At 51.1% G+C, this 23,810-nt stretch carries 29 protein-coding genes and 4 pseudogenes; 29 read left to right on the top strand and 4 right to left on the bottom strand.

Features of this window, described 5'->3' with window-relative positions:
- Positions 1–227: 227 nt before the first annotated feature.
- The 26 genes and pseudogenes from ABLV30_RS00165 to ABLV30_RS00040 all read left to right on the top strand — a co-directional run bounded on the left by ABLV30_RS00165 (position 228) and on the right by ABLV30_RS00040 (position 19,265).
- On the top strand, positions 228–1,679 hold the full coding sequence (locus tag ABLV30_RS00165) for a DUF1073 domain-containing protein (protein ID WP_032692682.1): 1,452 nt from the start codon (positions 228–230) through the stop codon (positions 1,677–1,679).
- Between the two features lie 55 nt (positions 1,680–1,734).
- Positions 1,735–2,283 (top strand): phage minor head protein, encoded by a 549-nt coding sequence (locus ABLV30_RS00160; protein ID WP_032692680.1) that lies wholly within the window; start codon positions 1,735–1,737, stop codon positions 2,281–2,283.
- A gap of 51 nt (positions 2,284–2,334) precedes the next feature.
- Positions 2,335–3,537: a DUF2213 domain-containing protein gene (locus ABLV30_RS00155; RefSeq protein ID WP_032692677.1), complete on the top strand. Its 1,203-nt coding sequence runs from the start codon at positions 2,335–2,337 to the stop codon at positions 3,535–3,537.
- A gap of 3 nt (positions 3,538–3,540) precedes the next feature.
- Positions 3,541–4,035, top strand: coding sequence for a bacteriophage protein (locus ABLV30_RS00150; protein ID WP_049182550.1), 495 nt, complete (start codon positions 3,541–3,543; stop codon positions 4,033–4,035).
- Positions 4,036–4,046: 11 nt separating this feature from the next.
- Positions 4,047–4,988 carry a DUF2184 domain-containing protein gene (locus tag ABLV30_RS00145; RefSeq protein WP_049182551.1) on the top strand — a complete coding sequence of 314 codons (942 nt, stop codon included), beginning with the start codon at positions 4,047–4,049 and terminating at the stop codon, positions 4,986–4,988.
- Positions 4,989–5,027: 39 nt separating this feature from the next.
- Positions 5,028–5,309, top strand: coding sequence for a hypothetical protein (locus ABLV30_RS00140; protein WP_032692673.1), 282 nt, complete (start codon positions 5,028–5,030; stop codon positions 5,307–5,309).
- On the top strand, positions 5,278–5,697 hold the full coding sequence (locus ABLV30_RS00135; protein ID WP_032692671.1) for a DUF4054 domain-containing protein: 420 nt from the start codon (positions 5,278–5,280) through the stop codon (positions 5,695–5,697). The genes ABLV30_RS00140 and ABLV30_RS00135 overlap by 32 nt, the downstream gene beginning before the upstream one ends.
- The gene (locus ABLV30_RS00130; RefSeq protein WP_032692670.1) at positions 5,694–6,200 is read left to right on the top strand and encodes a hypothetical protein; all 507 of its coding nucleotides are present in this window, start codon (positions 5,694–5,696) and stop codon (positions 6,198–6,200) included. Before ABLV30_RS00135 ends, ABLV30_RS00130 begins: the two co-directional genes overlap by 4 nt.
- A complete protein-coding gene (locus tag ABLV30_RS00125) occupies positions 6,200–6,604 on the top strand; it encodes a hypothetical protein (protein ID WP_032692668.1) in 405 nt (134 codons plus the stop codon). The genes ABLV30_RS00130 and ABLV30_RS00125 overlap by 1 nt, the downstream gene beginning before the upstream one ends.
- Positions 6,597–7,148, top strand: a complete 552-nt coding sequence (locus tag ABLV30_RS00120; protein ID WP_032692666.1) for a hypothetical protein — start codon at positions 6,597–6,599, stop codon at positions 7,146–7,148. The genes ABLV30_RS00125 and ABLV30_RS00120 overlap by 8 nt, the downstream gene beginning before the upstream one ends.
- 1 nt (position 7,149) lies before the next feature.
- Complete coding sequence (locus ABLV30_RS00115; protein ID WP_025269950.1) at positions 7,150–8,301, top strand: DUF3383 family protein; 1,152 nt, start codon at positions 7,150–7,152, stop codon at positions 8,299–8,301.
- A gap of 10 nt (positions 8,302–8,311) precedes the next feature.
- Positions 8,312–8,752: a DUF3277 family protein gene (locus ABLV30_RS00110; protein ID WP_032692661.1), complete on the top strand. Its 441-nt coding sequence runs from the start codon at positions 8,312–8,314 to the stop codon at positions 8,750–8,752.
- Between the two features lie 3 nt (positions 8,753–8,755).
- Positions 8,756–9,205, top strand: coding sequence for a phage tail assembly chaperone (locus ABLV30_RS00105; RefSeq protein WP_000393949.1), 450 nt, complete (start codon positions 8,756–8,758; stop codon positions 9,203–9,205).
- Positions 9,206–9,246: 41 nt separating this feature from the next.
- A complete protein-coding gene (locus tag ABLV30_RS00100; protein ID WP_032692658.1) occupies positions 9,247–9,399 on the top strand; it encodes a hypothetical protein in 153 nt (50 codons plus the stop codon).
- Positions 9,389–11,311 carry a bacteriophage protein gene (locus ABLV30_RS00095; RefSeq protein WP_049182556.1) on the top strand — a complete coding sequence of 641 codons (1,923 nt, stop codon included), beginning with the start codon at positions 9,389–9,391 and terminating at the stop codon, positions 11,309–11,311. Before ABLV30_RS00100 ends, ABLV30_RS00095 begins: the two co-directional genes overlap by 11 nt.
- Positions 11,311–11,886 carry a phage baseplate protein gene (locus tag ABLV30_RS00090; RefSeq protein WP_032419937.1) on the top strand — a complete coding sequence of 192 codons (576 nt, stop codon included), beginning with the start codon at positions 11,311–11,313 and terminating at the stop codon, positions 11,884–11,886. Before ABLV30_RS00095 ends, ABLV30_RS00090 begins: the two co-directional genes overlap by 1 nt.
- 75 nt (positions 11,887–11,961) lie before the next feature.
- On the top strand, positions 11,962–12,189 hold the full coding sequence (locus tag ABLV30_RS00085; RefSeq protein WP_075212099.1) for a hypothetical protein: 228 nt from the start codon (positions 11,962–11,964) through the stop codon (positions 12,187–12,189).
- A gap of 2 nt (positions 12,190–12,191) precedes the next feature.
- Positions 12,192–13,256: a hypothetical protein gene (locus ABLV30_RS00080; protein WP_032692654.1), complete on the top strand. Its 1,065-nt coding sequence runs from the start codon at positions 12,192–12,194 to the stop codon at positions 13,254–13,256.
- Positions 13,256–13,587 (top strand): annotated as a pseudogene (locus ABLV30_RS00075) (hypothetical protein). The gene ABLV30_RS00080 and the pseudogene ABLV30_RS00075 overlap by 1 nt, the downstream one beginning before the upstream one ends.
- Before the next feature lie 87 nt (positions 13,588–13,674).
- Complete coding sequence (locus ABLV30_RS00070) at positions 13,675–14,904, top strand: GIY-YIG nuclease family protein (RefSeq protein WP_032419941.1); 1,230 nt, start codon at positions 13,675–13,677, stop codon at positions 14,902–14,904.
- A 62-nt stretch (positions 14,905–14,966) separates the two neighbouring features.
- On the top strand, positions 14,967–15,620 hold the full coding sequence (locus ABLV30_RS00065) for a Gp138 family membrane-puncturing spike protein (protein ID WP_032419942.1): 654 nt from the start codon (positions 14,967–14,969) through the stop codon (positions 15,618–15,620).
- Between the two features lies 1 nt (position 15,621).
- Positions 15,622–15,975, top strand: a complete 354-nt coding sequence (locus ABLV30_RS00060) for a hypothetical protein (RefSeq protein ID WP_004152573.1) — start codon at positions 15,622–15,624, stop codon at positions 15,973–15,975.
- A complete protein-coding gene (locus tag ABLV30_RS00055; protein ID WP_032419943.1) occupies positions 15,975–17,174 on the top strand; it encodes a baseplate J/gp47 family protein in 1,200 nt (399 codons plus the stop codon). Before ABLV30_RS00060 ends, ABLV30_RS00055 begins: the two co-directional genes overlap by 1 nt.
- The gene (locus tag ABLV30_RS00050; protein WP_032419944.1) at positions 17,171–17,947 is read left to right on the top strand and encodes a DUF2612 domain-containing protein; all 777 of its coding nucleotides are present in this window, start codon (positions 17,171–17,173) and stop codon (positions 17,945–17,947) included. Before ABLV30_RS00055 ends, ABLV30_RS00050 begins: the two co-directional genes overlap by 4 nt.
- Positions 17,947–18,864 carry a hypothetical protein gene (locus ABLV30_RS00045; RefSeq protein ID WP_130944435.1) on the top strand — a complete coding sequence of 306 codons (918 nt, stop codon included), beginning with the start codon at positions 17,947–17,949 and terminating at the stop codon, positions 18,862–18,864. Before ABLV30_RS00050 ends, ABLV30_RS00045 begins: the two co-directional genes overlap by 1 nt.
- Positions 18,864–19,265 (top strand): tail fiber assembly protein, encoded by a 402-nt coding sequence (locus ABLV30_RS00040; protein WP_032419945.1) that lies wholly within the window; start codon positions 18,864–18,866, stop codon positions 19,263–19,265. The genes ABLV30_RS00045 and ABLV30_RS00040 overlap by 1 nt, the downstream gene beginning before the upstream one ends.
- A gap of 29 nt (positions 19,266–19,294) precedes the next feature.
- On the opposite strand, the gene ABLV30_RS00035 is transcribed toward ABLV30_RS00040, so the two are convergent.
- Genes ABLV30_RS00035 through ABLV30_RS00025 form a run of 3 tightly spaced genes read right to left on the bottom strand, consistent with a single transcriptional unit; the run spans position 19,295 to position 22,048 of the window.
- On the bottom strand, positions 19,295–20,767 hold the full coding sequence (locus ABLV30_RS00035) for a glucosyltransferase domain-containing protein (RefSeq protein WP_032419946.1): 1,473 nt from the start codon (positions 20,765–20,767) through the stop codon (positions 19,295–19,297).
- 7 nt (positions 20,768–20,774) lie between these two features.
- Entirely contained in the window at positions 20,775–21,692 is a 918-nt protein-coding gene (locus ABLV30_RS00030) for a glycosyltransferase family 2 protein (RefSeq protein ID WP_032419947.1), read from the bottom strand.
- Positions 21,689–22,048 (bottom strand): GtrA family protein, encoded by a 360-nt coding sequence (locus tag ABLV30_RS00025; RefSeq protein WP_077253336.1) that lies wholly within the window; start codon positions 22,046–22,048, stop codon positions 21,689–21,691. The genes ABLV30_RS00030 and ABLV30_RS00025 overlap by 4 nt, the downstream gene beginning before the upstream one ends.
- A gap of 337 nt (positions 22,049–22,385) precedes the next feature.
- Here ABLV30_RS00025 and ABLV30_RS00020 point away from each other — a divergent pair.
- Positions 22,386–22,520: pseudogene (locus tag ABLV30_RS00020) on the top strand (ISL3 family transposase); the annotation flags it as partial.
- Positions 22,511–22,712 (top strand): annotated as a pseudogene (locus ABLV30_RS00015) (hypothetical protein); the annotation flags it as partial. The pseudogenes ABLV30_RS00020 and ABLV30_RS00015, both read left to right, overlap by 10 nt.
- A 323-nt stretch (positions 22,713–23,035) precedes the next feature.
- Here the strand turns inward: ABLV30_RS00015 and ABLV30_RS00010 are convergent.
- Positions 23,036–23,284 carry a DinI-like family protein gene (locus tag ABLV30_RS00010; protein ID WP_019705237.1) on the bottom strand — a complete coding sequence of 83 codons (249 nt, stop codon included), beginning with the start codon at positions 23,282–23,284 and terminating at the stop codon, positions 23,036–23,038.
- A gap of 271 nt (positions 23,285–23,555) precedes the next feature.
- Here ABLV30_RS00010 and ABLV30_RS00005 point away from each other — a divergent pair.
- A pseudogene (locus ABLV30_RS00005) lies at positions 23,556–23,711 on the top strand (NmrA/HSCARG family protein); the annotation flags it as partial.
- Positions 23,712–23,810: the final 99 nt, after the last annotated feature.

Here is a 23,810-nt window from a genome sequence, read left to right as displayed (position 1 = left end):
ATAACCGTTTCACGCAAAATTAACGCTATTCATTTTTCGCCCCTGTTTATGCATGTTTTATTCACGCGCTTTTAGCCACTTAACCCAGATAAATAAGCCTTTGGCGGACATTTCATCATGGGAGGGATCCGGCTGGTGCGGGTAACAGTCATTATGTTAAATCGGGTCATTTTTTAACAAATTATCCTATCCGCCACGAGTACCGAAAAAGCCGGAGAATAGTCACCATGGCGAAGAAAACAGGACGAGTCGCCACGGCGGATTCGTACGATAACTTTGTTGCCCGTGTCGGTATGCAGCAGCCTAACCAGCATGCCGCATCGACCTACAGGGCGAACTATACCAGCCGCAACCGCCTGCTCATCGAGTGGGCTTATCGTTCCTCCTGGATTATTGGCGCCGCAGTCGATTCTAAAGCGGACGATATGACCAAAAAGGGCGTGCGGATCACCAGTGAGATTGAGCCGAAACGTCGTGGCATTCTGGAATCGCGGTTCGATGAGCTTCAGCTTTGGGATTGCATCAACGAGACGCTGAAATGGTCCCGGCTGTATGGCGGGGCGGTGGCGCTGATTCTGATTGAAGGTCAGGCACCGCTGACCCCGCTGGTGCTGGATAAGGTTGGCAAGGGCAGTTTTAAAGGTCTGGCTGTACTTGACCGCTGGATGATTAACCCGCAGCTCACCAGGCGCATTAAGGCACTTGGCCCTAACCTCGGCAAGCCTGAATTCTATGACATCGTGACAACGGCGCAGGGGCTTCCTGCGTGGACTGTTCACCACAGCCGCCTGATCCGTATGGATGGTGTGAAACTGCCGTACCAGCAGAAAATCACCGAAAACGAATGGGGGATGTCCATTGTCGAGCGCATCTTCGATCGCCTGACTTCCTACGATAGCACCAGTGTCGGCGCCGCCCAGCTTGCCTACAAGGCGCATTTGCGAACGGCAAAGATTAAAAAGCTGCGTGAAATTATCGCCGTGGGCGGTAAACCATTCGAAGCGCTGGTTAAACAAATGGAATTAGTTCGCCAGTACCAGACAAATGAGGGAATGTCGCTTTTTGATGCCGATGACACCTTTGAAACCCACTCCTATTCTTTCGCGGGCCTGTCTGACCTGCTTAGCGAGTTTAAAGAGGATATCGCGGGCGCTGTTGGCATTCCTCTTGTCCGCCTGTTCCGCCAGTCACCGAAGGGTTTTTCAACCGGTGACGCTGACCTCGCGAACTACTACGACGACGTGGGAACGCTTCAGGAGCGAGATTTACGGCCTCACATCCGCCTGTTATTCGATGTACTGCATCGCTCAGAGTTTGGCGAGCCGTTGCCGCAAGATTTCACCTTTGAGTTTAACCCCCTGTGGCAGATGAGCGACACCGATCGCTCTACGGTGGCGACCAACACGACTACCGCTCTGGCAACCGCGGTTCGTGATTTGGGAATGTCCCCGGCTGCTGCGCTGACCGATTTGCGCGAGCTGTCTGACGTTACGGGCATCGGTGCTTCAATTAGCGATGAGGATATCCAGAATGCGGCGAAACAGTGGCAGGAGACTGAATCTGAAACCAGCCCTCCGCCGCCGATCGGAGGCCCAGTATCAGAAAAGCCTACTGGCGATAGTCGACCAGATAAATCAAATCGTCACGGGTTCCTACGATGGTTCACAGGCAAGCGCTGAGAGCATTGCTAAATCGCTTGTTGACTACTCCGGGGTGATCGACGACTGGGCCGAAATGGTCGGTCGAAAGATGTTTGCCCAGGTGGAGCGAGAAGAGTGGAATCAGTGGCGCTCTGTTTCGGAAGAAATATCCGCTGGTCTGCGTGACGTGATTAGTAACACTCCTGTCGGCACGGTGGCACAAGACATCGTTTACCGACAGATTCGCTACATGAAGTCTCTGCCATTAGAGGCGGCCGGACGTGTCAGGGAAATTCAGGAGCGTGCGATACAGGCTGTCATCCATGGTGAGCGCCCCGATCAGCTTTACGAGATGATCATGCAATCCGGTGACGTGGCGGCCAGCAGGGCACGGATGATAGCCCGCACTGAGATAGGCCGCGCCACTACCGCATTAACTCAGGCTCGGGCACTGTCCGTTGGTTCTGAGGGGTACTGGTGGCGCATCAAGGGGGCTGGTACCAGGACATCGCACCGAGGAATGAAAGATAAATTTGTGCGCTGGGATAACCCGCCGACGCTTGATGGTATGACCGGCCACGCCGGATGCCTGCCGAACTGCGACTGCTGGCCAGAAGTGCAGATCCCAGAACCAAAAAAATAACAGGCCGCCAATGAGCGGCCTTTTCAATACCCGCAATTCAGCAGGTAACCCATGAAATATTTCTTTAAAACCCGCCTGGGTAATACCCGCTTTCAACTTGCTGATGGGTCAGTCCTGTTTAAGGACGTCCCGATCGCAAGGACTGGTGAGCAGGAGTACGACGCCACAGAGCGGCCTGAGCTTGTCCCAAACGACAGGGGGAAGGTCATCGTACGCCGGGCACCAGAAGAGGTGTTCAGCGAGCGAGCCATGGCGTCATTCGAAGGCATGGCAGTCACTATCGGCCATCCGCGAGATTTTGACGGGCAGATCATCTTTGTTACCCCTGATAACTGGCGCCAACTGGCTCACGGCCACATCCAGAACGTACGGCGCGGCACGGACGAAAAGACCGATCTGCTGCTGGCTGATGTCATCGTCAAAACCCCGGAAGCCCTGCAAGCCATTGATGATGGTGATGACGAGGTCAGCTGCGGGTACGACGCCGATTACGAACAGATTTCACCTGGTCTCGCAAAGCAATCTGCGATTACCGCTAACCATCTGGCCCTTGTCCCTAACGGGCGGGCCGGTTTCCGTTGTGCAATAGGGGATTCTATGCCAAGCACTACTAAAAACTGGTTTACCCGGCTCCTGAAGGCCCGTAAAACCGGGGACGCTGCCGAAATGGCAAGTCTCATTGATAACCCGCCTGATGATGTCACGGGCGATAACGATGTATCGACCTCTATGACACCCGGCGGAGTGATCATTAACCTTGCGCCGCAAAATCCGCTTCCCGGCCCGGCATTGCCTGGTACCGGCGATGGCGAGGAAGAGATTCCTGCATGGGGTAAGGCGCTGATTGAGGCGGTTTCCAAGCTTACGCCTGCGGCAACCGCTCCTGGCACCGGCGATGCCGAGGACGAAGAGGAGAAAAAGGAAGAAGAGGGTAAGCTTACCGGCGATGCCGCTTACCGCGCCGATCTGATTCAGCCTGGTATCCAGTTGCCAGAAAAGGCGAAGCCGACAGCATTCAAGCGTCAGGTGCTCGCCTCTGCCGATCAATCTCTGGTGCGCTCTATTGTCGGTGATGCCGATATCAGCAAGCTGAAAAAAGCCACGGTGGATATGGCTTTCACAGCTGTTTCTGAGCTGGCTAAAAACCGCAATACCAAAACCGTCGACAGCCTGCAAACGCAGACTGCCACCACTGTTAAAACCATTGCCGGTATGAATCAGGCCGCGCAGGAATTCTGGTCTAAACGAGGCTAACCAATGGGTAATACATTTCTTTACCGGATGCCAGCGGGCATCGCCGGGGCAATTTCTCGTCCGCAGGATCTGACGGTTGAACCTCAACTGCTGGACTCCTCCAACCTTTTCCCCGCTTACGGCCTTGGCGGCAAGATTTCCTCCGGGAAATTTGTGCCAATCGCTGCGAGCGATACAGCGTCGGTGCTGGTGGGCATTTACGTTCGTCCGTATCCGACCGCCAGCCAGCCGGATAAAGTCCAGCAGGTAGGCAGCGGTAAAAACTTCTCCGGCGATTGCCTGGTCCGTGGTTACGTCACGGTAAACATCGGCGCGGATGCATCCAGCGTTGCGCTGCATGGCCCGGTCTACATGCGAGTGGCCACACCATCCGCCTCAAGCCCTCTCGGCGCGTTCCTTGCCGCCGCTGATGGCTCGAATACCGTCCAGATCACTAACGCTTACTTCAATGGCCCTGGCGACACCAGCGGCAACATTGAGCTGGCCTTCAATATTTAAGGAAATCGCAAATGCCAATGACATTTGACCAGGCGACAGTCGACGGCACTGGTGCCTTTCTTGTCCATGAGCTGGAGCGTCTCGATCAGACACTGAATCTGCCGCTGGTGAATTTCACCTGGTCGCGCGATATCCAGTTGCGTGAAGACGTGTCTATTGCTGATGAGATCAGCTCGTTCACTAACACCACTTTTGCTGCTGCCGGTACGCCGAATGCCAACGGCAAAAACTGGCTTAGCAAAGCCGCGACCGCGATGGCTGGACTTAACGTCGACATCGCAAAAAATGGCTTCCCGCTCACACTGTGGGGTATGGAGCTTGGCTGGACCGTTCCTGAATTGCAGGCAGCTGCGCAGGTTGGTCGCCCGATCGACACGCAGAAGTACGACGGCATGCAGCTGAAGTGGAACATGGACACGGACGAGCAGGTTTATATCGGCGATTCCGGTCTGAACGTTAAAGGCCTGATGAACCTGACGCAGGTAACGCCGACCAACGCAGCGAAGACCTGGGCGACCTCCACCGCTGACGAAATCCGGGCGAGCATTAATGCCGGGCTGAGTGCAGCGTGGGCCAACTCGGCTTACTCCATGGTACCGACGGACCTGCTGATCCCGCCGGAGCAGTTCTCTCTGCTGGCAAGCACCATCGTATCCAGCGCTGGTAACCAGTCCCTGCTGACCTATCTGGAAACCAACACCATCGCATACCACCAGAACGGGCGTCCTCTGAACATCCGTCCGGTGAAATGGGCGAAAGGTCGTGGCGTGTCGAACTCTGATCGCATGATGTTCTACACCAACGACAAGAAATACGTTCGCTTCCCGATGGTTCCGCTGATGAGCGTGCCGATCCAGTATCGTGGCCTGTATCAGCTCGTAACCTATTACGGCAAGCTCGGTGCAGTAGAGCCGGTTTATCCGGAAACTCTGGCCTACGTCGACGGCATCTAACCTGCGGCGGCCCGAAAGGGCCGCTCATGAGGACTTGCAATGAAAAAGATTTACGTACTCTCCCCGTTTAACTTCAACGACGGCAAAGAGCAAAAGCATTTCCCGGTTGGCTTCCACGACGTTGATGACACGTTTGCTGATCACTGGTTCGTAAAAGCGCACTGTTCTCCGGATGGCGAAGCGCCAGCGGTCGCAGAAGACCCGCGCATTGCTGAGCTGGAAGCAAAAATCGCCGAGAAAGAAGCGCGTATTGCTGAACTCGAAGCGCAATTGCCGGAGACTACCGATAATGGCAAGAAATCAAAGTCTGCCGACGCCTGAGCAGTTCAGGTTAACCTTTCCGCAGTTCGCTGACGAAACAAAGTACCCCACGCCAATGATCCAGACTCGACTGAATCTTGCTGATGCCATGTTGAGTGAGTCGCGCTTTGGCGTAGATATCTTTCCCTACATCGTCGGGCTGTATGTTGCGCACTACATGTACCTTTACGCCGCCGATATGCGTGGTGTAGCTGTGGGTACTGCTGGTGGCGTAAATAGCGGCATACAGACCGCGAAATCAGTGGATAAGGTTTCAGCCAGTTATGACGCAAGCGCAACCCTGGACCCTAATGCCGGTTTCTGGAACAACTCCCGTTACGGATCGGAGTTCTGGGAATACCTGATGATGTTTGGTGCCGGTGCGGTTCAACTGGGGACGCCGGAATGAAAAGCGGGCTCACAATTCGGGAAGACAATTACAACGTCGTTCTGGATGCGCTGAAGCAGCTGTCAGGCGCTGATGTGCTGGTTGGTATCCCGGCAGGCCCTCCGCGCGATGATGCGCCGCTGAGCAACGCTGAGCTGGGGTATCTCCAGTCCACCGGGGCAACCGTAGAGATAGACGGTGAGACCGTTACTCTGCCGCCAAGGCCATTTCTGGACATGGGTATTGAGGATTCCCGGGATAAAACGACCGAGCGTTTAAAGCTGGCCGCTCAGTCTGCGCTTGAAGGTAAGGCAGATGTGGCGTCGATGCATCTTGAAGCCGCAGGCCAGATTGCGCGTGATGCCTCAAAGGCTGTCATTGAGGCAGGCGATCGGCTGACCCCACTATCTGAAAAGACCATCAAGAAGCGCAGAGAAATGAAACCGCCTATCCCTGGCGATAAGCCGTTGCGTGCCCGCGGATTCCTTTTCAGAGCGATACAGTACGTCGTGAGGAAAAAATAATGCCTTTTCTCGATGTGACAGATGTCCTGCTTGATCCGGACTTTGTCGACCAGTCTCTGGTGTGTTATCGCCAGGTGCAGACGGTGGACGAAGATAATTTTCCGACTAATACCGCGCAGGCTATTCCGTTCTCTGGTGTCGTAACCGTCGATCGCTCGCTTGAGGCTAAGCGAATGGCCGCCGGGCAAAACATCAATGGCGCCATCCTCATTGTTACCCAGTTCAGGCTAACTCAGGGGATGCCTGCCAGTGACTCAACGCCAGAACTCGACGCTGATATCGTTTTATACAGCGGCAGACGGTACCGCGTGACCTTTGTCGATCCGTACACCCGATACGGTGCCGGGTTTGTGCAGGCACATTGCGAACTGCTGGAGTTTAACGGAGGGATTCCCGTTGAGTAACGACAGCACAGAGCCTGGGTATCTAACCCCCGCTGGGGATGCTCCTGATTACGATAAGGAGCTGGAAAAGCAACTGAGTCGCTGGGTAAGAGGCGTGACGGGGATTGCGGTTAACCTGGTGTTGCCCCGGTTTACCGATCCCCAGTCCAAAATACCGCCGAACGGTGAGACGTGGTGCGGGTTTAACTTCTCCACGCTCTTACGTCCCGGCACTCCTGCAAATGTCCAGGTAAGCGAAGAGCAGAGCGAACAATGGTCATGGGAGAGTATCCAGGTGCTTTTCGGTTTCTATGGCCCCGGCGGTTCCGGGATGGCCACGCGGTTTCGCGACGGAATGTTTGTAGATCAAAACGCAGATACGTTGCGACGAATCTCAGGTTTGTCGCTGGTGAGCGCTGATGATATACGAAACCTCCCCGAATTGATCAACAACCAGTGGGTGCGCCGGTATGACCTTGCCGTGACCCTTTCCCGCAAAAACACCCGTACCTACAACGTTAAATCTGTCGTTGACCCTAACGTCACGATAGTTACCGGAGACTAACATGGAAAAAGGGCTTCCCCTTAACCGTATCGCTAATGTGACGGTGACGCTTTCTGCTCGGGCCGCGCAGGGGCGCAATTTTGGCTCAATGCTCATCCTGGGCGACTCAACTGTTATTCCGATTTCTGAGCGGCTGCGCCTTTACTCCAGCGCTGATGATATCGGCGATGACTTTGGTGTAGACAGTCAGGAGTATGCGGCGGCTGTTATCTGGTTCTCCCAGCAACCGCAGCCGACTCTGGTGTATGTCGGTCGCTGGGCGAAAACGCTGGCAACGGGCGAAACAGGCAGCGCAGAAAGTCTCCTGCAGGCCGTTAACGCTTTGCTGGACTGGAATTCATGGTATGGCCTTCATCTTGCCGTGCCGGTTGCTGATTACCCTTCCGACACCGACATTATCAGTGTTGCGGCGGCTATCGAAGCCGCGAGTGTATCCCGCATCTTTGGCGTTACCTCGGCTGATTCAACGATTCTTGACGCGGCTACCACGACGGATCTGGCTTCCAAACTGAAAGCAGCGAAATACAGCCGTACCTTTATCCAGTACTCGACCAGCAGCCGCTATGCTGCGCTGTCCTCGTTTGCGCGTGCGTTTACTGTTGACTTCACTGGAAGCAACACGACGATCACCCTCAAGTTTAAACAGTTGCCGGGCGTTACCTACGAAACCCTGGGCACCTCGCAGGCTAACAACCTGGAAGCGAAGAACTGCAACGTTTACGTGTACTACGAAAACGATACAGCGATTCTTGAACAAGGCGTTATGGCAAACGGCGATTTCTTCGACGAGCGCCATGGCCTCGACTGGTTGCAGAACGCCGTGCAGACGGCTGACTACAACACGCTCTATACGAGCACAACCAAAATCCCCCAGACCGACGCCGGTACCACAACCCGTATCGCCAACATTGAGCTGGTGCTCGATAAGGCTGTGCAAAACGGTCTCTTTGCGCCGGGTAAATGGACTGGTGGCCCGATTGGCCAGCTCAATACCGGTGACATGCTGACGAAGGGCTATTACACCTGGGCAGAAAACGTTGATGACCAGCTTCAGGTCGATCGCGAAGCGCGGAAAGGTGTGCCAATTCAGGTTGCCGGGAAACTGGCCGGAGCCGTTCATTACGGTACCGTCGCAATCACGGTCGTGCGCTAAGGAGCCATAGATGTCTACGTATTCGTTTCTTGATGTTTCGGCCTCTCTCGCAGGGCCTACCGGGCTAGTTGAGCTTGGCTACGGCTCAGCCAATGCCGAAGAGGGCATTACTGTCACAATGACAGAGGCCAAAAACACCATGACCATCGGCGCCGATGGCGAGGTGATGCACAGCCTGCACGCCGGAAAGAGCGGCACCATCACGGTAACTTTGCTGAAAACCTCCCCGGTAAACAAAAAGCTCTCGCTGATGTACAACGCACAGAGCCTGTCCTCGGCGACGTGGGGCAATAACGTCATCGTCATTCGCAACAAAGTATCAGGTGACACCGCTACAGCGCGTTCGTGTGCTTTCCAGAAACAGCCTGACTGGAATAACCCGAAAGTCGCCGGAACAGTCGCATGGGTATTTGATTGCGGCAAGATTGATCAGCTGCTTGGGGAGTTTTAACAGATGGAATTTGAAATCAAAGGCGTTAAATACCGCACCGCAAAGCTCGATGTTTTCCAGCAGTTGAAGGTTAGCCGCAAACTGCTGCCGGTGCTGGCCGGGCTGGTTTCTGACTTTGGCACGCTGAAATCCATGATGGTCAGAGACAGCGAGGGCAAACTGGTTTTCGGTGAGAAAAGGGCGTTCGACGCTCTGGATATCGTCCTGCCGAAGATTGCCGATACGCTGGCAGCTCTGCCTGAAGAGGACGTTAACGCGGTGATTCATCCATGCCTGGGCGTTGTTATGCGCCAGCATGAAAAAGGGTGGGTGAAAATTTTCGATCAGGGCGCGCTGATGTTCGACGATATCGACCTGTTCACGATGCTGCAGCTGGTGGCGCGGGTGGTCGCCGACAGCCTGGGAAATTTTTTGAAAGAACTCCCCGGCAGCGGGACGCCTACCCAGCCATAGGTCCTGTCCTCGAATCCATGCCAGAGGGTGAGGATTTCCTGATGCGCCCGGTGGATGCCGGGCTCATCCATTACACCGACCTGAAAGATGGGTCAGTAGACCTGGCTGATATTGCCCGTATGAATGACTGGATTGACCTGAAAGCCGATAACGAAAACCGCATAGCGAAATGGAGAGAGGATAATGAACGCTGAAACGCTCAAGGACTTTCTGATCTCGCTTGGGTTCAAAGTTGATGAGGCTGGCGCCAGAAAATTCGATGCCGTCGTTGCCGGGATAACGCTTAAAGCGATTGAGCTGGGCGTCAAAGTTGAGGCAGCGGCGCTTTCCGTCGTTGCATTCGCCGCGAAAATTGCCAGCGGTCTCGACGACCTGTACTGGGCCTCTCAGCGCACAGGCGCGACGGTGGAGGGCATTAAGCAGATTGGGTATGCGGTTAGTCAGGTTGGCGGCAGTGTCGACGGGGCCCGCGGCTCTCTCGAAAATCTTGCCAGGTTCATGCGTAATAATCCCGGCGCTGAGGGTTTCCTGAACCGGCTGGGGGTTCAAACGCGTGATGCCAGCGGCAACATGCGGGATATGGCGACGATCTTTACCGGCGTCGGCCAGCGTCTTAGCAGTATGCCGTATTACCGCGCGAACCAGTACGCTCAAATGCTGGGGCTGGATGAAAACACCCTGATGGCAATGCGTCGCGGTATCGGCCAGTTTAGTGGCGAATACACCGCGATGGCGAAGGCGATCGGTTATAACGCCGATGTGGCCGCCGTCAGCTCCAATAAATTCATGACCTCGCTGCGCTCTTTTGGGCTGATGGCAGGCATGGCGCGGGATAAAATAGGCTCCAGCCTCGCTGATGGCCTTACTGGCTCTCTCGACAGGCTGCGTCGCCAGATCCTGGAAAACTTCCCGAAAATTGAAGGCGCAATAACCGGTACCGTGAAAGGAATTCTCTGGGCTGGCGAGATGGTAGGCCGGGTAATTTACCGCCTCATCCAGTTGGGTCAGGGTATCAGCGACTGGTGGGACTCTCTTGATAAACAGTCGCAGCAGCTGATCGAACTTATTGGAGCGCTAACCGCAGCGTGGTGGATGCTCAACCGCGCTATGCTCGCATCGCCGATTACGTGGGTTCTCGGTCTTGCCGCTGCCATTGCTTTGCTATGGGAGGATTACCAGACCTGGAAGGAGGGCGGTAAGAGCCTCGTTGACTGGGGGAAATGGAAGCCTGAAGTAGACGCAGCACTGAAAATGATCGGTGACCTGAAACAGACTGTCCTCGATCTCGGAAAAGCGCTGGCAAAGCTGCTCAATATCGACCCTAAATCCTGGTCTTTAAAATGGGATTTCAGCAACTTCATTACCCAGATGGGTGAGTTTAGCAAGATGCTGAGTATGATCGGCGACCTGCTTAACGCTATCAAGGACGGTCGCTGGTCGGATGCTGCAAATATTGGCAAGGCTCTTCTCAAACAAGGCAGCGATCAACCTGACGCCCTTCCTGGTGTTACCAGTAGCGCAGTCAATGCGCGAGGTAAAGTTCTGGGATTTTGGGAGGAGGTTAAATCCCGTTTCAGTGATGGCGGCTGGTATCAGCATGAGCAGAACACGCTTGCCGATCGCAACAATAACCCCGGCAATATTCGGCCCGTAGGCGGTGGTGGCTTTCGTGCGTTTGGTTCTGCGCTGGAAGGCTGGGAGGCCATGAAAAACCAGCTCATGCGGTACTTTACTGGTAAAACGACCGGGCGCCGCCTGCAGACTATCATGGATATCGCCAGCACCTGGGCACCTGCGGCCGATAACAACGATCCTGCCAAATATGCCCGTGATGTTGCTGGCTGGATGGGTGTATCGCCGACGGCAGCATTAAACCTGTCCGACCCCAATACGATGGCTATGCTCATGCAGTCTATGGCCCGCAAAGAGGGGTATTCGAACTGGAATAGCCCGCTTGCCCATCAGGCTGCTGGAGCGCAGGTGAATCAGCAAAACACCTACAACATCTATGGCGGGAATGCTCAGGAAATTGGGCAGGAAGTCAGTCGCCGCCAGCTTGATGCTAATGCCAGGGTGCTGAGAAATAACCAAACTGGAGCAGGATGATGGATATTCTTTCTACTCTCTTTCAGCAGCAGAGCAGGCGGATCGGGCTGATAGTCCCCAGTGTTGTTATTTCGGAAAAGCACGATGACTCGCTTGAAATAACCGAGCATCCCGTAGAGGTTGGCGCAGCAATTTCCGACCATGCCTATCGCCGACCTTCTGAAGTTGTAATGCAGGTTGGTTTTGCTGGTGGCGGCTCATTGCTGGATTTGCTGGACACAACTTCCTTTGGGCTAAGTGCTGGATTAAGCCCGAGGGAGGTTTACCAGAATCTACTGGATCTCCAGAACAGCCGGGTGCCGTTCGATGTGGTAACAGGCAAGCGGCTTTACAGCAACATGCTGATCCGGGCGATTGAAGTCACAACCGAACGCTCCACGGAAAATGTTCTTTCGGCTGTGTTGACGTTACGTGAAGTCATTATTACCAGCACCACCAACTCTAAGGTTGCAGCGAAAACAGATATGAAGGAGGGGGCTAATACGTCAGCAATGCAGAACTCTGGGGTGAAAACGCCAGTGCAAAAAAATGAATCAATACTGAGCCGATTAAGCGGTGTAGTGTCAGGAGGGTAAATGGCAATCAGCGAAATTCCTCTCTCTCCGGAAAATCAGCAATTTTCTATATCGCTGGCGGGCCAGAGCTTGCAGATGGCGGTAACGTGGCGGGCTGTATTCTGGTGCCTGGATGTCATGGATAGCAGCGGCGCAGATCTGATAAAAGGCATCCCGTTAATCACTGGCGCTGACCTGCTGGCGCAGTATCGCTATCTCGGTTTGGGATTCTCGCTTTATGTTGATTGCGACGATCCGGCAAATGATAACCCTACCGAAACAGACCTCGGCATTAAGAGCCACCTTTACGCAGTAACGGAGTGATTATGTCTCAGAACTGGATGCGGCACTTTGAGCTACAGCTTGTCGACTCAAAAGGCAATGCAACTGATTTTGGTAGCTTCAAGGTCACGTTTAATATCGACTGGTTTAACCTGAGCAGCGAAACGCGTGTAGGCACTTTCAAAATCTACAACCTTGCAGCTGATACCGTAAACCGGATCGTCGGTGAGGAATTCTCCCGGATTAGGGTTATCGCTGGTTACGATGGCATTGCAGCTGACGTTCCCGCCAGCCAGGTAGGCGTCGCCAGGACAGTAAATCCCGATGAAGTCGGGCAGATGGACGGTCGAAATTATGGACTGATTTTCGACGGGGAAATCCGGTACACCATCACAGGGAAAGATAACCCCGTTGATAGCTTTGTCCTCATTCAGGCGGCTGATTCTGACCGGGCATTCGCTACCTCGATCACTGCGCAGACGCTGGCGGCTGGCTATACGGTCTCTGACGTCAATGCAGTGCTCATGAAGGACTTCAACGCTAACGGGGCCACGGAAGGGAATACCCCTGCAATGCCTGCAACGGTGTTTCCTCGCGGCAGGGTGCTTTTTGGCATGACCCGCAACCTGATGGATAACGTTGCCGACCAATGCCAGGCTGACTGGATGTTTGTTGATGGCAAACGGGAAATGGTCGCAAGAAATGAAGTGGTTCACGATGCCATTAAACTGAATAGCGCCACCGGGCTTATCGGCATGCCACAGCAAACCATCGGCAGCGGTGTTAACGTTCGCTGCCTGATTAACCCCAACATCCGGGTTAACGGGCTGATAGAGTTGAATCAGGCATCTGTCTATCGCACTGTGCTGGGCAATAACGATATCGCCATGACGCAAGGGCGCATCACCGACCAGAACAACAACGGAAACATCACCATTGAAGGCACCACTGCGCAGCCTGCCAGTATTGCGACTGACGGCGTTTATATTGTCCGTGGCATTATGTACACTGGCGACACAAGGGGCCAGGCGTGGTACATGGATATGATGTGTGAGGCGCGTGGCGCGATGGATCTTGTTTCCTCATCGGCGAGGGAAAGAGGGCTTTAATGAAAATTTTCTGTTTGGCGTTGTTCTCGGTGATTTCAACCCCAGTAATGGCTGCAATTCAGTGTGGAAATTATGTGATGACAGGTGATGGAATGACCGTTATCAACGGAGAAACAGTCACATCTCAGAAAATAAAGTTTTGGGTAAGAGTGGCGACTACGCGAACATGAAAATGGACATGGGCCTTATGCCTGCGCGTGATGGTAACAACTATGGCTTTGAGTTTGTAAAGCGCGACGGAAAGGCATTCCTCAACGTCCAGCTACTGCAAAACAGCATGGATGCCCCGAAGATCATAGGTTCCTTCCCCTGCAAAAAGGTCTCTGGCTAAGCTATAAGGCCGCCTTGGTATGGCGCTCTAAAGGTTAGATCCTGTATATTCCAGATGATTCTAATTGTTAATCTGGGGTAACTGTAAATGGAAGCGCTGTATCCAATATTGATAGTCTTAGGAGTGGGGGCTGCTATAGGTGCTTATATAACTTATAGGTATTTGATAAGCAAACATAAAAAGGTTGTTGAGTATCTTGAGCTAAGGAATCAAAAATCACTGGCGGCTGAAATTGAAGAAAAAGAAGAAGTAATTGAAAAGTATAAGAATAAAGATATTGCTCGTGAAGTTGAGCATAACAATCTGAAAAACGAGCTCAGGCAGATTATCGAGATAAATAGGATAAAAAGTAAGGAAATCCTCGGTAAGGCTGTCGATTTTGCGTTTGATTTTGAAACCATATTCCGTGAACAGCACCACTCAGCACAAGAAGAGATACAGAAGGTTCTTGATGATACCTACCGATACAAACGTAAGACCCTTCTCGCTTCTGTCACTCTGAGAAACTTCGAGAAAAAACTAGAAGATATCAGAAGAGAAAAAGCAATTTACCAGACGTTAATTGCTAAATATGATTTCTTCCAACTACGCGACCATTCTGACTGGAAGGTGGTAGAAAAAGAATTTAGGGATAAGGTCCTGGAACTGCAGGCTGCACAGGATGAGCGTGACGCCCAGAATGAAATTAAACGTCAAATGCGAGAGGAAAGGCAGCGTGCTGAAGAGTTGGAAAGGCAGCAACAAGAAGCTGAAGCCAAAGAGCAAGAGCTTGAAGCACGGCGCAAAGCAGTAGAAGAAGCGCTATTGGCTGCTGATGAAGAACACCGCCAGGAACTAGAAGAAACCCGCCGTCAGTTGGAGCAAGAGATTGAGGACGTTCACAAGCAGTATGAGCGAGCGAAATCAATGGCTCAGATGACTAAACAGGGCCATGTTTATATCATTTCAAATATCGGTTCATTTGGTGAAAATGTATTCAAAATAGGCATGACGCGCCGCCTTGAGCCACTCGACCGAGTAAGTGAGCTAAGCGGAGCAAGCGTGCCATTCGAATTCGATGTGCACGCAATGATTAGCTGTGACGATGCGCCAGCCCTTGAGTATGCATTGCATAACAAACTAAGCAGTGAGCGAATGAATAAGGTTAACCTTCGCAAAGAGTTCTTTAAAACGGACTTAAACAAAATAATTCAGTGCGTTGAGGAGCATCACGGTAAAGTTGAATACGTTGCAGATCCCGCTGCATTGCAATACTACCGCTCTCTTGAGATAGCAGAAGAAGCCCAAAATAATAAAGAACTATTAGTTGCGTCTTAGATTTTACTAATACATAAAACAGACCCGCTTCGGCGGGTTTTTTAATGCCCGGAGTAAAGCAAATGGCCGTATCCGATAAAACCCGTAGTGGTGCGCTGGCGGAGGTTCTGGCGTCTGAACGGAAGACACTAAACGAACAGTTGCGCGTTGCGCTACCTGGTATCATCCAGTCATTCGACCCCGCATCAATTACGGCTGTTGTTCAGCCGGCGATCCGCTACATCGAGCGTGACAACGACGGCAACAAAAGCACAAAGGACTATCCGCTGCTGGTGGATGTTCCCGTCGTCTTTCCTCGTGGCGGCGGCTGTACGCTGACTTTCCCGATCAAAGAAGGTGATGAGTGCCTGGTTATCTTTGCCGACCGCTGCATTGATTTCTGGTGGCAAAGTGGAGGTATTCAGGAGCCAGTAGACGAGCGCATGCATGATTTATCTGATGCCTTCTGCATTGTCGGCCCGCAGTCTCAGGCGAAGAAAATCGGCGGTATCAGCACCAGTGCGGTAGAGCTGCGCAGTGATGACGGGGAAACAAAGTTGAGCCTCAATCCTGCCAGTGGAGCTATCAACGGCACGGCGCCGGGAGGTTTTAACCTGAACGGGCTTAAAATTCTTTCGGACGGCCGCCTGCAGCTGGTGGATGGCTCAATCGTTGATAAGCATACGCATGGTGGCGTTGAGTCTGGTGGCAGCAGTACAGCACCACTCGGAGGGTGATATGCGATACCGTCGAGAAGATGACGATGGGGATTACACCTTCGGTCAGGGTGATGATACCTGGCTGGTTAACTCCCCCGAGGCTGTCGCGCAGGCCATTAAAACGCGCTTTCTGCTTTGGTATGGGCAGTGGTTCCTCGATACCACGGAGGGAACCCCGTGGATTCAGTCCGTTTTGGGTAAGCAAAAGCCGGATACCTACAACCTCGCTATCCGTAAGCGGATCCTCGAAACGCAGGGGGTTAGCTCAATCACTGCATTTAATACCACCGTTGACGGCACCACGCGCCGTGTAACGTTCACAGCAACGGTGGAAACCATCTACGGGACAACCACAGTAACTTCGGAGGCGTAATGTCTTTGGACCTCGACACACTCGGCTTATCGGCAACGGTAACCGCTGAGGGGATAAGTGCGCCCGACTATCAGACCGTTCTGGACACCATCACCGGCTATTTTCAGCAGATTTATGGCAGTGATGCCTATCTCGACCCGGACAGCAAAGACGGCCAGATGGTCGCTCTGGTGGCTCTGGCCATTCACGATGCCAACAACACGGCCATTTCTGTTTACCGGTCATTTTCTCCGTCGACGGCGCTGGACGATGCATTAACCAGTAACGTCAAAATTAACGGCATCGCTCGCCGGGCTGCGACAAACTCTACGGTCGATGAGCTGATCGAAGGTGAGGCCGGAACGTTAATCACAAACGGCTCTGTGAAAGATGCCAACGGCATCATCTGGAATCTTCCTGCTCAGGTGACAATTGGTATTGATGGGACGGTTATTGCTACAGCGACGTGTTCTGTTGCTGGCGCTGTGGCGGCCCCTGCCGGGTCAGTCAATAAGATAAACACCCCGACACGTGGCTGGGTATCAGTAACTAACCCGCAAGCGGCCACGGTAGGTGTTGCTGCCGAAACAAATGATGAATTGCGTGTCCGGCAATCACAGAGCGTTGCTTTACCGTCTCTGACGCCGTTTGAGGCGGTAGATGGTGCGATAGCAAATATCAGCGGCGTAACGCGACACAAGCTGTATGAGAACGATACAGATACCACTGATGCAAATGGCCTGCCTCCGCGCTCGATCGCGGCCATTGTCGAAGGTGGTGATGCTACGGTCATTGCAAACAGCATTCGTGGTGTGAAAGGGCAGGGCGTAACACCCTACGGTAGTACGGTGATTGTTGTGCCTGATAAGTACGGAAACCCTCACCCGGTAGGTTTTTCAAGGCCGGTCGATGTGCCCATTTACGTGAAAATCACTATCGAGCCTCTTACGGGCTACACATCCCACGTCGGCGAAGAGATAAAGGCGGCTGTATCTGCCTACATTAACTCTCTGGCAATCGGCGCCAGCGTTCTTCTCAGTCGCGTTTACTCACCGGCTAACCTGGGCGTCGTTAGTGGAGGCAATGCCCGGTATTACGACATTACCGAATTGCTGATTGGGACATCTTCGGCAGGAGTGGCTGCGACCAATATCGTAATAGCTTTCGATCACTCCGCATCCTGCAGGGTTGCGGACATTAATCTGGAAGTGTCTGTATGAGTAAATACACTGACAGGATAACGAACTATCACGCAGGGAAACCTAAGTTTTTTGCACACATTGACCTCTCAACGCGACCGTTAATCGACGTTTCAGCCGCAATGACAGGCATGATTCAGGATTTCGACATTGATACCGCCATCGGCCAGCAGCTGGATATTCTGGGTGAATGGATAGGCCGCAAGCGCAGGGTCAGGGCGCCTATCTCTGGCGTGTATTTCTCGTGGGATACAGAGAAACTTGGCTGGGACCAGGGCGTCTGGCAGGGACCTTTCGATCCTGATGATGGGTTTCTTGACCTGAGTGACGAAGTTTATCGACTGGTGCTAAAAGTCAAAATTGCTATAAATAACTGGAACGGGCAGAACGACACATTGCCTGAGATTCTCGACAATGCCCTGACAGGATCGGGTATTCGTATGGCAATTGTCGATAATCAGGATATGTCCATTTCTATATGGATACTTCCTGACCCTACGGTTGTTATCAGTGAAATTGACAGGATGATTCTCGATAGCGCAGTTAATAAGGGGCCATTCATCGCATTACCTCCCGGTTACGTTCCATCTCGTTATGACCTGAATCCCATCGATCAGGTTAATGCTGAATTATGGTGGGCTATACAAAACGGATATATGACCGTTAAAGCTGCGGGTGTAAAGGTGAGGGAAATACAGATGCCGTCAAATGGTGGCGATTCTTTTTTTGGTTTTGATGTGGATAACGAATATATATCCGGATTTGACTCTGGTAACTGGGGAGAAGATTTATAATGCCTACCAATGATTTTAAAGCTTTTGCAACTGGAAACAGCGCAAACGTAATTTCTCAGGCTGATTATTTAGCCCTTGCTGCGTTAGTAAGCGGATTTTCATCTGGTAAAGCTTCTTCCGCGCAGATAAATAAAGCCCTACGCCAGAGCACGGTTATGGCGTCGGTCCTTGCGCAATTCATCTCAGATTCTGCAGGTGTGGATGTTCTTGATAATGGAAATACGGCTTCCATTCTTGCGAACCTTAAATCAGGTATGACGGCTCTTACGCCGGGGCGGCTTTTAAACGTTCAGGTATTCACCGCTAACGGATCTGTCACCAAAACAGCCGGCGCAAAAAAATGGAAGATCAGGGTTCTTGGTGGAGGTGGCGGGAGTTCAGCGGCTCCCGCTACAGGTACCGGTCAGGTTTCTGTAAGCAATGGCGGCGGCGCAGGTGCATATGCTGAGGGTATCTACGACGTATCAGCATTATCATCGGCCACGGTGACGATTGGTAGCGGCGGCGTGGGGGGCACAGCAATTTCACCATACGGAGGGGATGGCGGGACAACATCCGTAGGTACTCTTATCTCAGCACCTGGCGGCAAGGCGGGATTGCCAGCAGGACCGGCTACCCCTCCATTCCAGCCCGTGGCAAATACAAACTCAAATAGCCCAACCAACTGGAATATAGTTGGCTCATCTGGCCCCGGAGCCGAAGCTGCTGTTGCGGTGTCAACCAATTACGCTGCGGGATCGCGCGGTGCGAACAGCCAGTTAGGTGTGGGTGGGTCGATACCTGCTATTAACAATAACGCCAATACAGGAGGCGGATTCGGTTCCGGCGCATCTGGCTGTGCAAACGGACCGTCTCAGCCCGTAAATGCTGGCGCTGCGGGCAGGTCGGGAATTGCAATTATTGAGGAGTACGCATAATGGCCGTAGAAGTGTATGCAGTGATCGACTCTGAAGGGAATGTGGTCAGCACAAGTTTGTGGGACGGAGAGGCGGAATGGGCGCCACCAGAGGGAATGGAAGCTGTTAAAACCGGGGATAGTGGCGCAGGTATCGGGTGGACCTATAAAAAAGGCAAGTTCACACCGCCACCGCCACCTGAGGTGCCAAAAGAAGATTTGATTTCTCAGGCTGAGCAGCAAAAGGCTAACCTTATAGCTGAAGCAAGCCAGACGATCTCCATACTTCAGGATGCGGTAGACCTAGACATGGCGACAGATGAAGAAAGAACACAGTTAACTACACTGAAAAAATATCGCGTGCTTTTAAGCCGGGTTGATACTTCCAAGGCGCCTGATATTGACTGGCCGACAGCCATATAAATTTCACCCCGGCTTAAGCCGGGGCATCCTCAGCACTTAGTTCTTAGAAAATCAATGATCAGAATATCATTGAATGAGTAAAGTGAGTAAATGCTTCCCTTGGTGATCAGGGTGCTTTTACATATCATATTTTTCTTTTCACTTCCTAATACTTTGAACTCTAAATTCATTCCATAGTGATTTAGAAGTTCCGCTCCCCAAACCCAGTCATAACTCAAGTAAACAGGAACGAGCTTTGACATAAGCGGTAGTTTATTTTCCGCCATGAGCAATTGCCTTGACTTAGGCATTTCTCCATTAACAGTAACGTATTTGAGGCTAAATTCATGGTGAGATGTTTCCTGAAATACGGAGGTGGCTATTATCTCATCAGTTATGGACTGGCTCTTGGACGCATTGGAAAAAGAGTAACTGTAAACAAAGCTAATCCAAACTAACGGAGCGAAAATAAAAGTCAAAATTACAGGGCTTTTTATATTTCGCAGCATCAGGAAAGCATAAAACATAGCTGCACCAGAAAAAGAGAGAAGAACCCTTGGTGCAAAAACTGGGCTTTTAAGTATTGCCATAGGTGCTATTGAAAATACCAGAACTAAAAAGGGTGATAATATCAGGATTAAAAGAGCTATAGCATTATCTTTTGAGCCTATCTTATAGATTTCATAAGCCATTTTAATTGTTGAATATGCAATTGCTGAGGGGATTAAAACCCTTAATGCGACAGGCATGCTATGAAAATAGCTATTCAAAAACCATAGGAAGCTTTTGATGTTCTCAATAAGCACCGATAAGGATTCATGGCTTAACTTAATAACTTCAGAGTGAGTTATGTTATAGTAATCCTTAACGAAGTAAGAAGATATGAATGTCTTATATATCAGGAAGGCTATAAACAGCTGCATTACCCTTCTTGCTATCATTGAAGCAATATGTTTGTTGCCTTTGTTCGAAGCCGTAATAGATTCAATCAAAGCCAGAATAGCAAACAGACCTATTGATGCCTGATAAAGAGAAAGAGATCCTATAATCATAAGAATAGAAAATAGGTCGCTTATGTATCGCCTGCTGGCAACTGAGTATGGAATTAGCAGTAACACCATGCTCAAAGCCATTGTTAAAGAGTCAAATCTGTATGAAAGGTTCTCAATGTAGAATGGATTTGCTATGAACAGAAAGCATATAACAAGCGATCCTATAAAGCTAATTTCGCCAAAAAATTTTGCAGCATAATAATACAGGGCAATGCAAAGTATCAAAACACTTAATATTTGATTGAGTGGTGACAAGTCTAGCAGTTCACCGCCTAAGCTCATAGACTGCATTATTGCATCACTTAACGGCCTGCCGTTTAACCCCCATCCGGAATATCCATACAGAGTCCGACCCAAGTCATCAATGTAGAGCCTGCCCGTTAAGATTATAGGCATCACATAAAGTGCAATCAAAGCACAGAAAAACATGAAAGAGAATGTGCGCGGTTGCTTTTTAAAAATTGAAATCATATAGATGTCATTCCTTTGACTTAGTAATGTATCTTGGTCTGTTCTTGGTTTCGATGTAAATGCGGCCAATGTATTCGCCGAGCACTCCAATACCTATCAGCTGAACGCCGCCAAGGAATAGCATCGATACCATTATCGATGTATATCCCTTCACCGGATTGCCAAAACAAAGGGTATCCACAATCATGTATGCCCCATAAAAAAATGAGCAACCGGCTACGAAGAGTCCGATATACGTCCACATTCTCAGCGGGAAAGTGGAGAAGCTCGTTATCCCTTCAAGCGCCAGATTCCAAAGCTTCCAGCCATTAAACTTACTTTTTCCTGCGGCTCTTTCGGCTCTTACGTATTCAACCACATCTGTCTTACCACCTACCCAGGATAGTATCCCCTTCATAAAAAGGTTTCTCTCAGGCAGCAGCTTGATGTGTTCGACAACTTCTCGGGATATAAGACGAAAATCGCCTACGTTCTCTTCAATTTGAGGATTACTGATTAAGTTGTGAAGATGGTAGAACCATTCAGCGCTTTTTCTCTTGAGGTAGCTATCGCAAGACCTATCCATGCGCTTTGCCAGAACAACATCAGCCCCTTCTCGCCATTTCTCAATCATGCGCGGAATGACTTCCAGCGGGTCCTGAAGGTCCACGTCTATAGGTATTACCACCTCGCCGCTGGCCTCTGCTAGCCCAGCAAATAACGCAGCTTCTTTACCAAAGTTGCGAGTAAAGAATATGTTTTTGACCAGACTATCTTCCTGCGCCATCTCTTTCATCAGAACAGCAGTGAAGTCAGTGCTACCGTCATCTACAAAGACAATTTCAACCTCTTCCCCCTGGAAGGGCTGAAAATGACGGATTTCCCTATAGAAAATGGTTATGGCGTCTTCTTCATTAAATACCGGAACGACAAGGGATATTTTCATCCTCTATCCTTGAAAACAATGTACTTTGAATAAATGAATCCACACACCATGCTGATGGCAGAAAAAGCAATAAGCGTAATAACAGGGCTGGAGTGCGACCTGTCCGCATACATTCCAACTGTAGATGCCATGCCGCCCATAAAGAAAAGATAAATTATGTAGCGAAACGTGGTGGTCTCAGCGTCAAATGTCCACTTGGCATTTGCGAAAAATGAAAAGGTTACCGCGCAACAGAAGGCCGCAAAGTTTGACATCGACTGGTTGAAGCCCTGTGAGTAAAGAGCAGCAAAAATTATCCAGTGAATGAGAGTGTTAACCGCCCCAACTGAAGCGTAGCGAGCGAACAGCTTTAACATCAGTATATTCCTATAATCGCAACGTGCGGATCTTGCCACTACGTCTGGTTTTTGGCAAGAATTAGTAAAGCGGGGTTAATGAAAAAAGCCCGGCGACCGGGCAATGACTCAACCGCGCCTCTCTGAGCTGGCTACGGGGTGGGTAATTTGAGGTTAGTCACCCATAAACGAAGCCGCCAGATTAAAATTTCAGCGCCAACAGTGGCTTTACAAAACTGTGAGCCGTTTCGCCTTGATCAAATCTACCGATCGATATTACTGTTTATCCATGGGTCTTCCCTTGTTGTGGTGGCTGAAGGCATGATAATGGCGTATTAAATCGCCAGAGGTCACCACCATGGACGAAAAGTCCCTCTATGCACATATCCTCAACTTGTCAGCTCTGTGGCAGGTAAAGTCTCTTTCTCTCGATGAAAATGCCGCTTCTGTTACCGTTACTGTCGGAATCGCTGAAAATACTCAGTTGACCTGTCGTTAAAAGTGACGCAAGGAAGCGTCCTGCTTATCCGCCTGGCTGGCGAACTGCAGTTTGCAAAATTGATGGGCAGCTCTTTTATCACAGCCGAAGGCGAGAGCATTGAAGGTGAGGCGCTGGAAGATGTGGAAGTTCTCGGCGTAGCCACACACGATTAACGATTTGAGGCAGGATGCCAGTCCTGTTTGATAAAAAAATCCCCGGAGCAGGCACACTCAGGGGAAAAAACTTCATGACATTATTGCTGTGTGCGTCTTTGCGCTCGTCTATCTTCCAAGAATATGCCTAAAGCTTCCAGATATTTCTGGTCTGAGCAGTTAAAACATTGTGTCTGTGGCCTATGTGCTCGGAGGGGGTGAAGACGATTTATAAAGATTTCCCGGATAGCATACTGCATGAGGCTGGGTGAGGATTTGATGTAAAAACCCACCCGGCAGCCGTATACAAGACCTGCCGAGTAGGGTAACTGCAGGTGTTCATGCCGTACAGTCGGGGCGCACTATACCCATAACTCAACACACAAACCAGTCGTCAGCCGTCTCCCAAGCGTCTTTTAGAGTGGTCTCTACAAATTCTTTGGCGATTTCTTTATCAGTCGCCCACAAAACGCTCAGTCCATCATTACTGGCCGTTTTCACGATCACTTCAACGTCGTCATATTGCTTGCTGATTCGACGGGTCATTTCGTCTTTCAAGGCCTCCATTGACCCCTTTGGCATTTTCGCGGCTTTCTCTTTGGCAATGCTGATTTCTACACGCATGATAATCACCTTTGTGCTGGTTGAATATACAGTATTCAGCGAGAGATGATTACTAGTCAAATGGATTGTTTAGGTTTGTGAGTACATAATTAAGTACATATTTTAGGTAATTATTAATTAATTTTATTTTAAATCAGTTAGTTATAAATTTGTTCAAGTAATCTTCGGCGTAATCGCCCACCAGCATCAGAATCTTTTTGCCCATCTTATTCACTCCTGTATGAAGAAAGGTGTCTAAGATATAGCCTGGCGGGAGAGGGAATGCGAACCTGTAGATGACGGACGGCTGGTGGGACGTGCCGATCTGGCGGCGATGCGGCAAATGACTCCGCCGCTGCAATCCATTGAGTCCTGGCCGGCGGGAACAGGGCGCGTCGCTTTCGAACGGGCGCTGGCAATCTCTGCCGGCCGGGCCTTTAAGCGGTAAACCCGCTTTACCCGGCTCCAGGCAGGAATTAATGAGCGAGAGGTATTATTGTAAGTTGTGTTTTAATATATCCGCTGAATGAAATGCCGCTATTTCTTT

The organism is Klebsiella sp. CN_Kp113 (assembly GCF_040064585.1).
GTDB classification, from domain to species: domain Bacteria; phylum Pseudomonadota; class Gammaproteobacteria; order Enterobacterales; family Enterobacteriaceae; genus Klebsiella; species Klebsiella michiganensis.
This window is presented reverse-complemented; position numbering and strand designations above follow the sequence as displayed.

Coding starts and splice junctions, on each gene's coding strand:
- ABLV30_RS00165 (WP_032692682.1), top strand. CDS start 228: ATGGCGAAGAAAACAGGACGAGTCGCCACGGCGGATTCGTACGATAAC.
- ABLV30_RS00160 (WP_032692680.1), top strand. CDS start 1,735: ATGGTCGGTCGAAAGATGTTTGCCCAGGTGGAGCGAGAAGAGTGGAAT.
- ABLV30_RS00155 (WP_032692677.1), top strand. CDS start 2,335: ATGAAATATTTCTTTAAAACCCGCCTGGGTAATACCCGCTTTCAACTT.
- ABLV30_RS00150 (WP_049182550.1), top strand. CDS start 3,541: ATGGGTAATACATTTCTTTACCGGATGCCAGCGGGCATCGCCGGGGCA.
- ABLV30_RS00145 (WP_049182551.1), top strand. CDS start 4,047: ATGCCAATGACATTTGACCAGGCGACAGTCGACGGCACTGGTGCCTTT.
- ABLV30_RS00140 (WP_032692673.1), top strand. CDS start 5,028: ATGAAAAAGATTTACGTACTCTCCCCGTTTAACTTCAACGACGGCAAA.
- ABLV30_RS00135 (WP_032692671.1), top strand. CDS start 5,278: ATGGCAAGAAATCAAAGTCTGCCGACGCCTGAGCAGTTCAGGTTAACC.
- ABLV30_RS00130 (WP_032692670.1), top strand. CDS start 5,694: ATGAAAAGCGGGCTCACAATTCGGGAAGACAATTACAACGTCGTTCTG.
- ABLV30_RS00125 (WP_032692668.1), top strand. CDS start 6,200: ATGCCTTTTCTCGATGTGACAGATGTCCTGCTTGATCCGGACTTTGTC.
- ABLV30_RS00115 (WP_025269950.1), top strand. CDS start 7,150: ATGGAAAAAGGGCTTCCCCTTAACCGTATCGCTAATGTGACGGTGACG.
- ABLV30_RS00110 (WP_032692661.1), top strand. CDS start 8,312: ATGTCTACGTATTCGTTTCTTGATGTTTCGGCCTCTCTCGCAGGGCCT.
- ABLV30_RS00105 (WP_000393949.1), top strand. CDS start 8,756: ATGGAATTTGAAATCAAAGGCGTTAAATACCGCACCGCAAAGCTCGAT.
- ABLV30_RS00100 (WP_032692658.1), top strand. CDS start 9,247: ATGCGCCCGGTGGATGCCGGGCTCATCCATTACACCGACCTGAAAGAT.
- ABLV30_RS00095 (WP_049182556.1), top strand. CDS start 9,389: ATGAACGCTGAAACGCTCAAGGACTTTCTGATCTCGCTTGGGTTCAAA.
- ABLV30_RS00090 (WP_032419937.1), top strand. CDS start 11,311: ATGGATATTCTTTCTACTCTCTTTCAGCAGCAGAGCAGGCGGATCGGG.
- ABLV30_RS00085 (WP_075212099.1), top strand. CDS start 11,962: ATGGCGGTAACGTGGCGGGCTGTATTCTGGTGCCTGGATGTCATGGAT.
- ABLV30_RS00080 (WP_032692654.1), top strand. CDS start 12,192: ATGTCTCAGAACTGGATGCGGCACTTTGAGCTACAGCTTGTCGACTCA.
- ABLV30_RS00070 (WP_032419941.1), top strand. CDS start 13,675: ATGGAAGCGCTGTATCCAATATTGATAGTCTTAGGAGTGGGGGCTGCT.
- ABLV30_RS00065 (WP_032419942.1), top strand. CDS start 14,967: ATGGCCGTATCCGATAAAACCCGTAGTGGTGCGCTGGCGGAGGTTCTG.
- ABLV30_RS00060 (WP_004152573.1), top strand. CDS start 15,622: ATGCGATACCGTCGAGAAGATGACGATGGGGATTACACCTTCGGTCAG.
- ABLV30_RS00055 (WP_032419943.1), top strand. CDS start 15,975: ATGTCTTTGGACCTCGACACACTCGGCTTATCGGCAACGGTAACCGCT.
- ABLV30_RS00050 (WP_032419944.1), top strand. CDS start 17,171: ATGAGTAAATACACTGACAGGATAACGAACTATCACGCAGGGAAACCT.
- ABLV30_RS00045 (WP_130944435.1), top strand. CDS start 17,947: ATGCCTACCAATGATTTTAAAGCTTTTGCAACTGGAAACAGCGCAAAC.
- ABLV30_RS00040 (WP_032419945.1), top strand. CDS start 18,864: ATGGCCGTAGAAGTGTATGCAGTGATCGACTCTGAAGGGAATGTGGTC.
- ABLV30_RS00035 (WP_032419946.1), bottom strand. CDS start 20,767: ATGATTTCAATTTTTAAAAAGCAACCGCGCACATTCTCTTTCATGTTT.
- ABLV30_RS00030 (WP_032419947.1), bottom strand. CDS start 21,692: ATGAAAATATCCCTTGTCGTTCCGGTATTTAATGAAGAAGACGCCATA.
- ABLV30_RS00025 (WP_077253336.1), bottom strand. CDS start 22,048: ATGTTAAAGCTGTTCGCTCGCTACGCTTCAGTTGGGGCGGTTAACACT.
- ABLV30_RS00010 (WP_019705237.1), bottom strand. CDS start 23,284: ATGCGTGTAGAAATCAGCATTGCCAAAGAGAAAGCCGCGAAAATGCCA.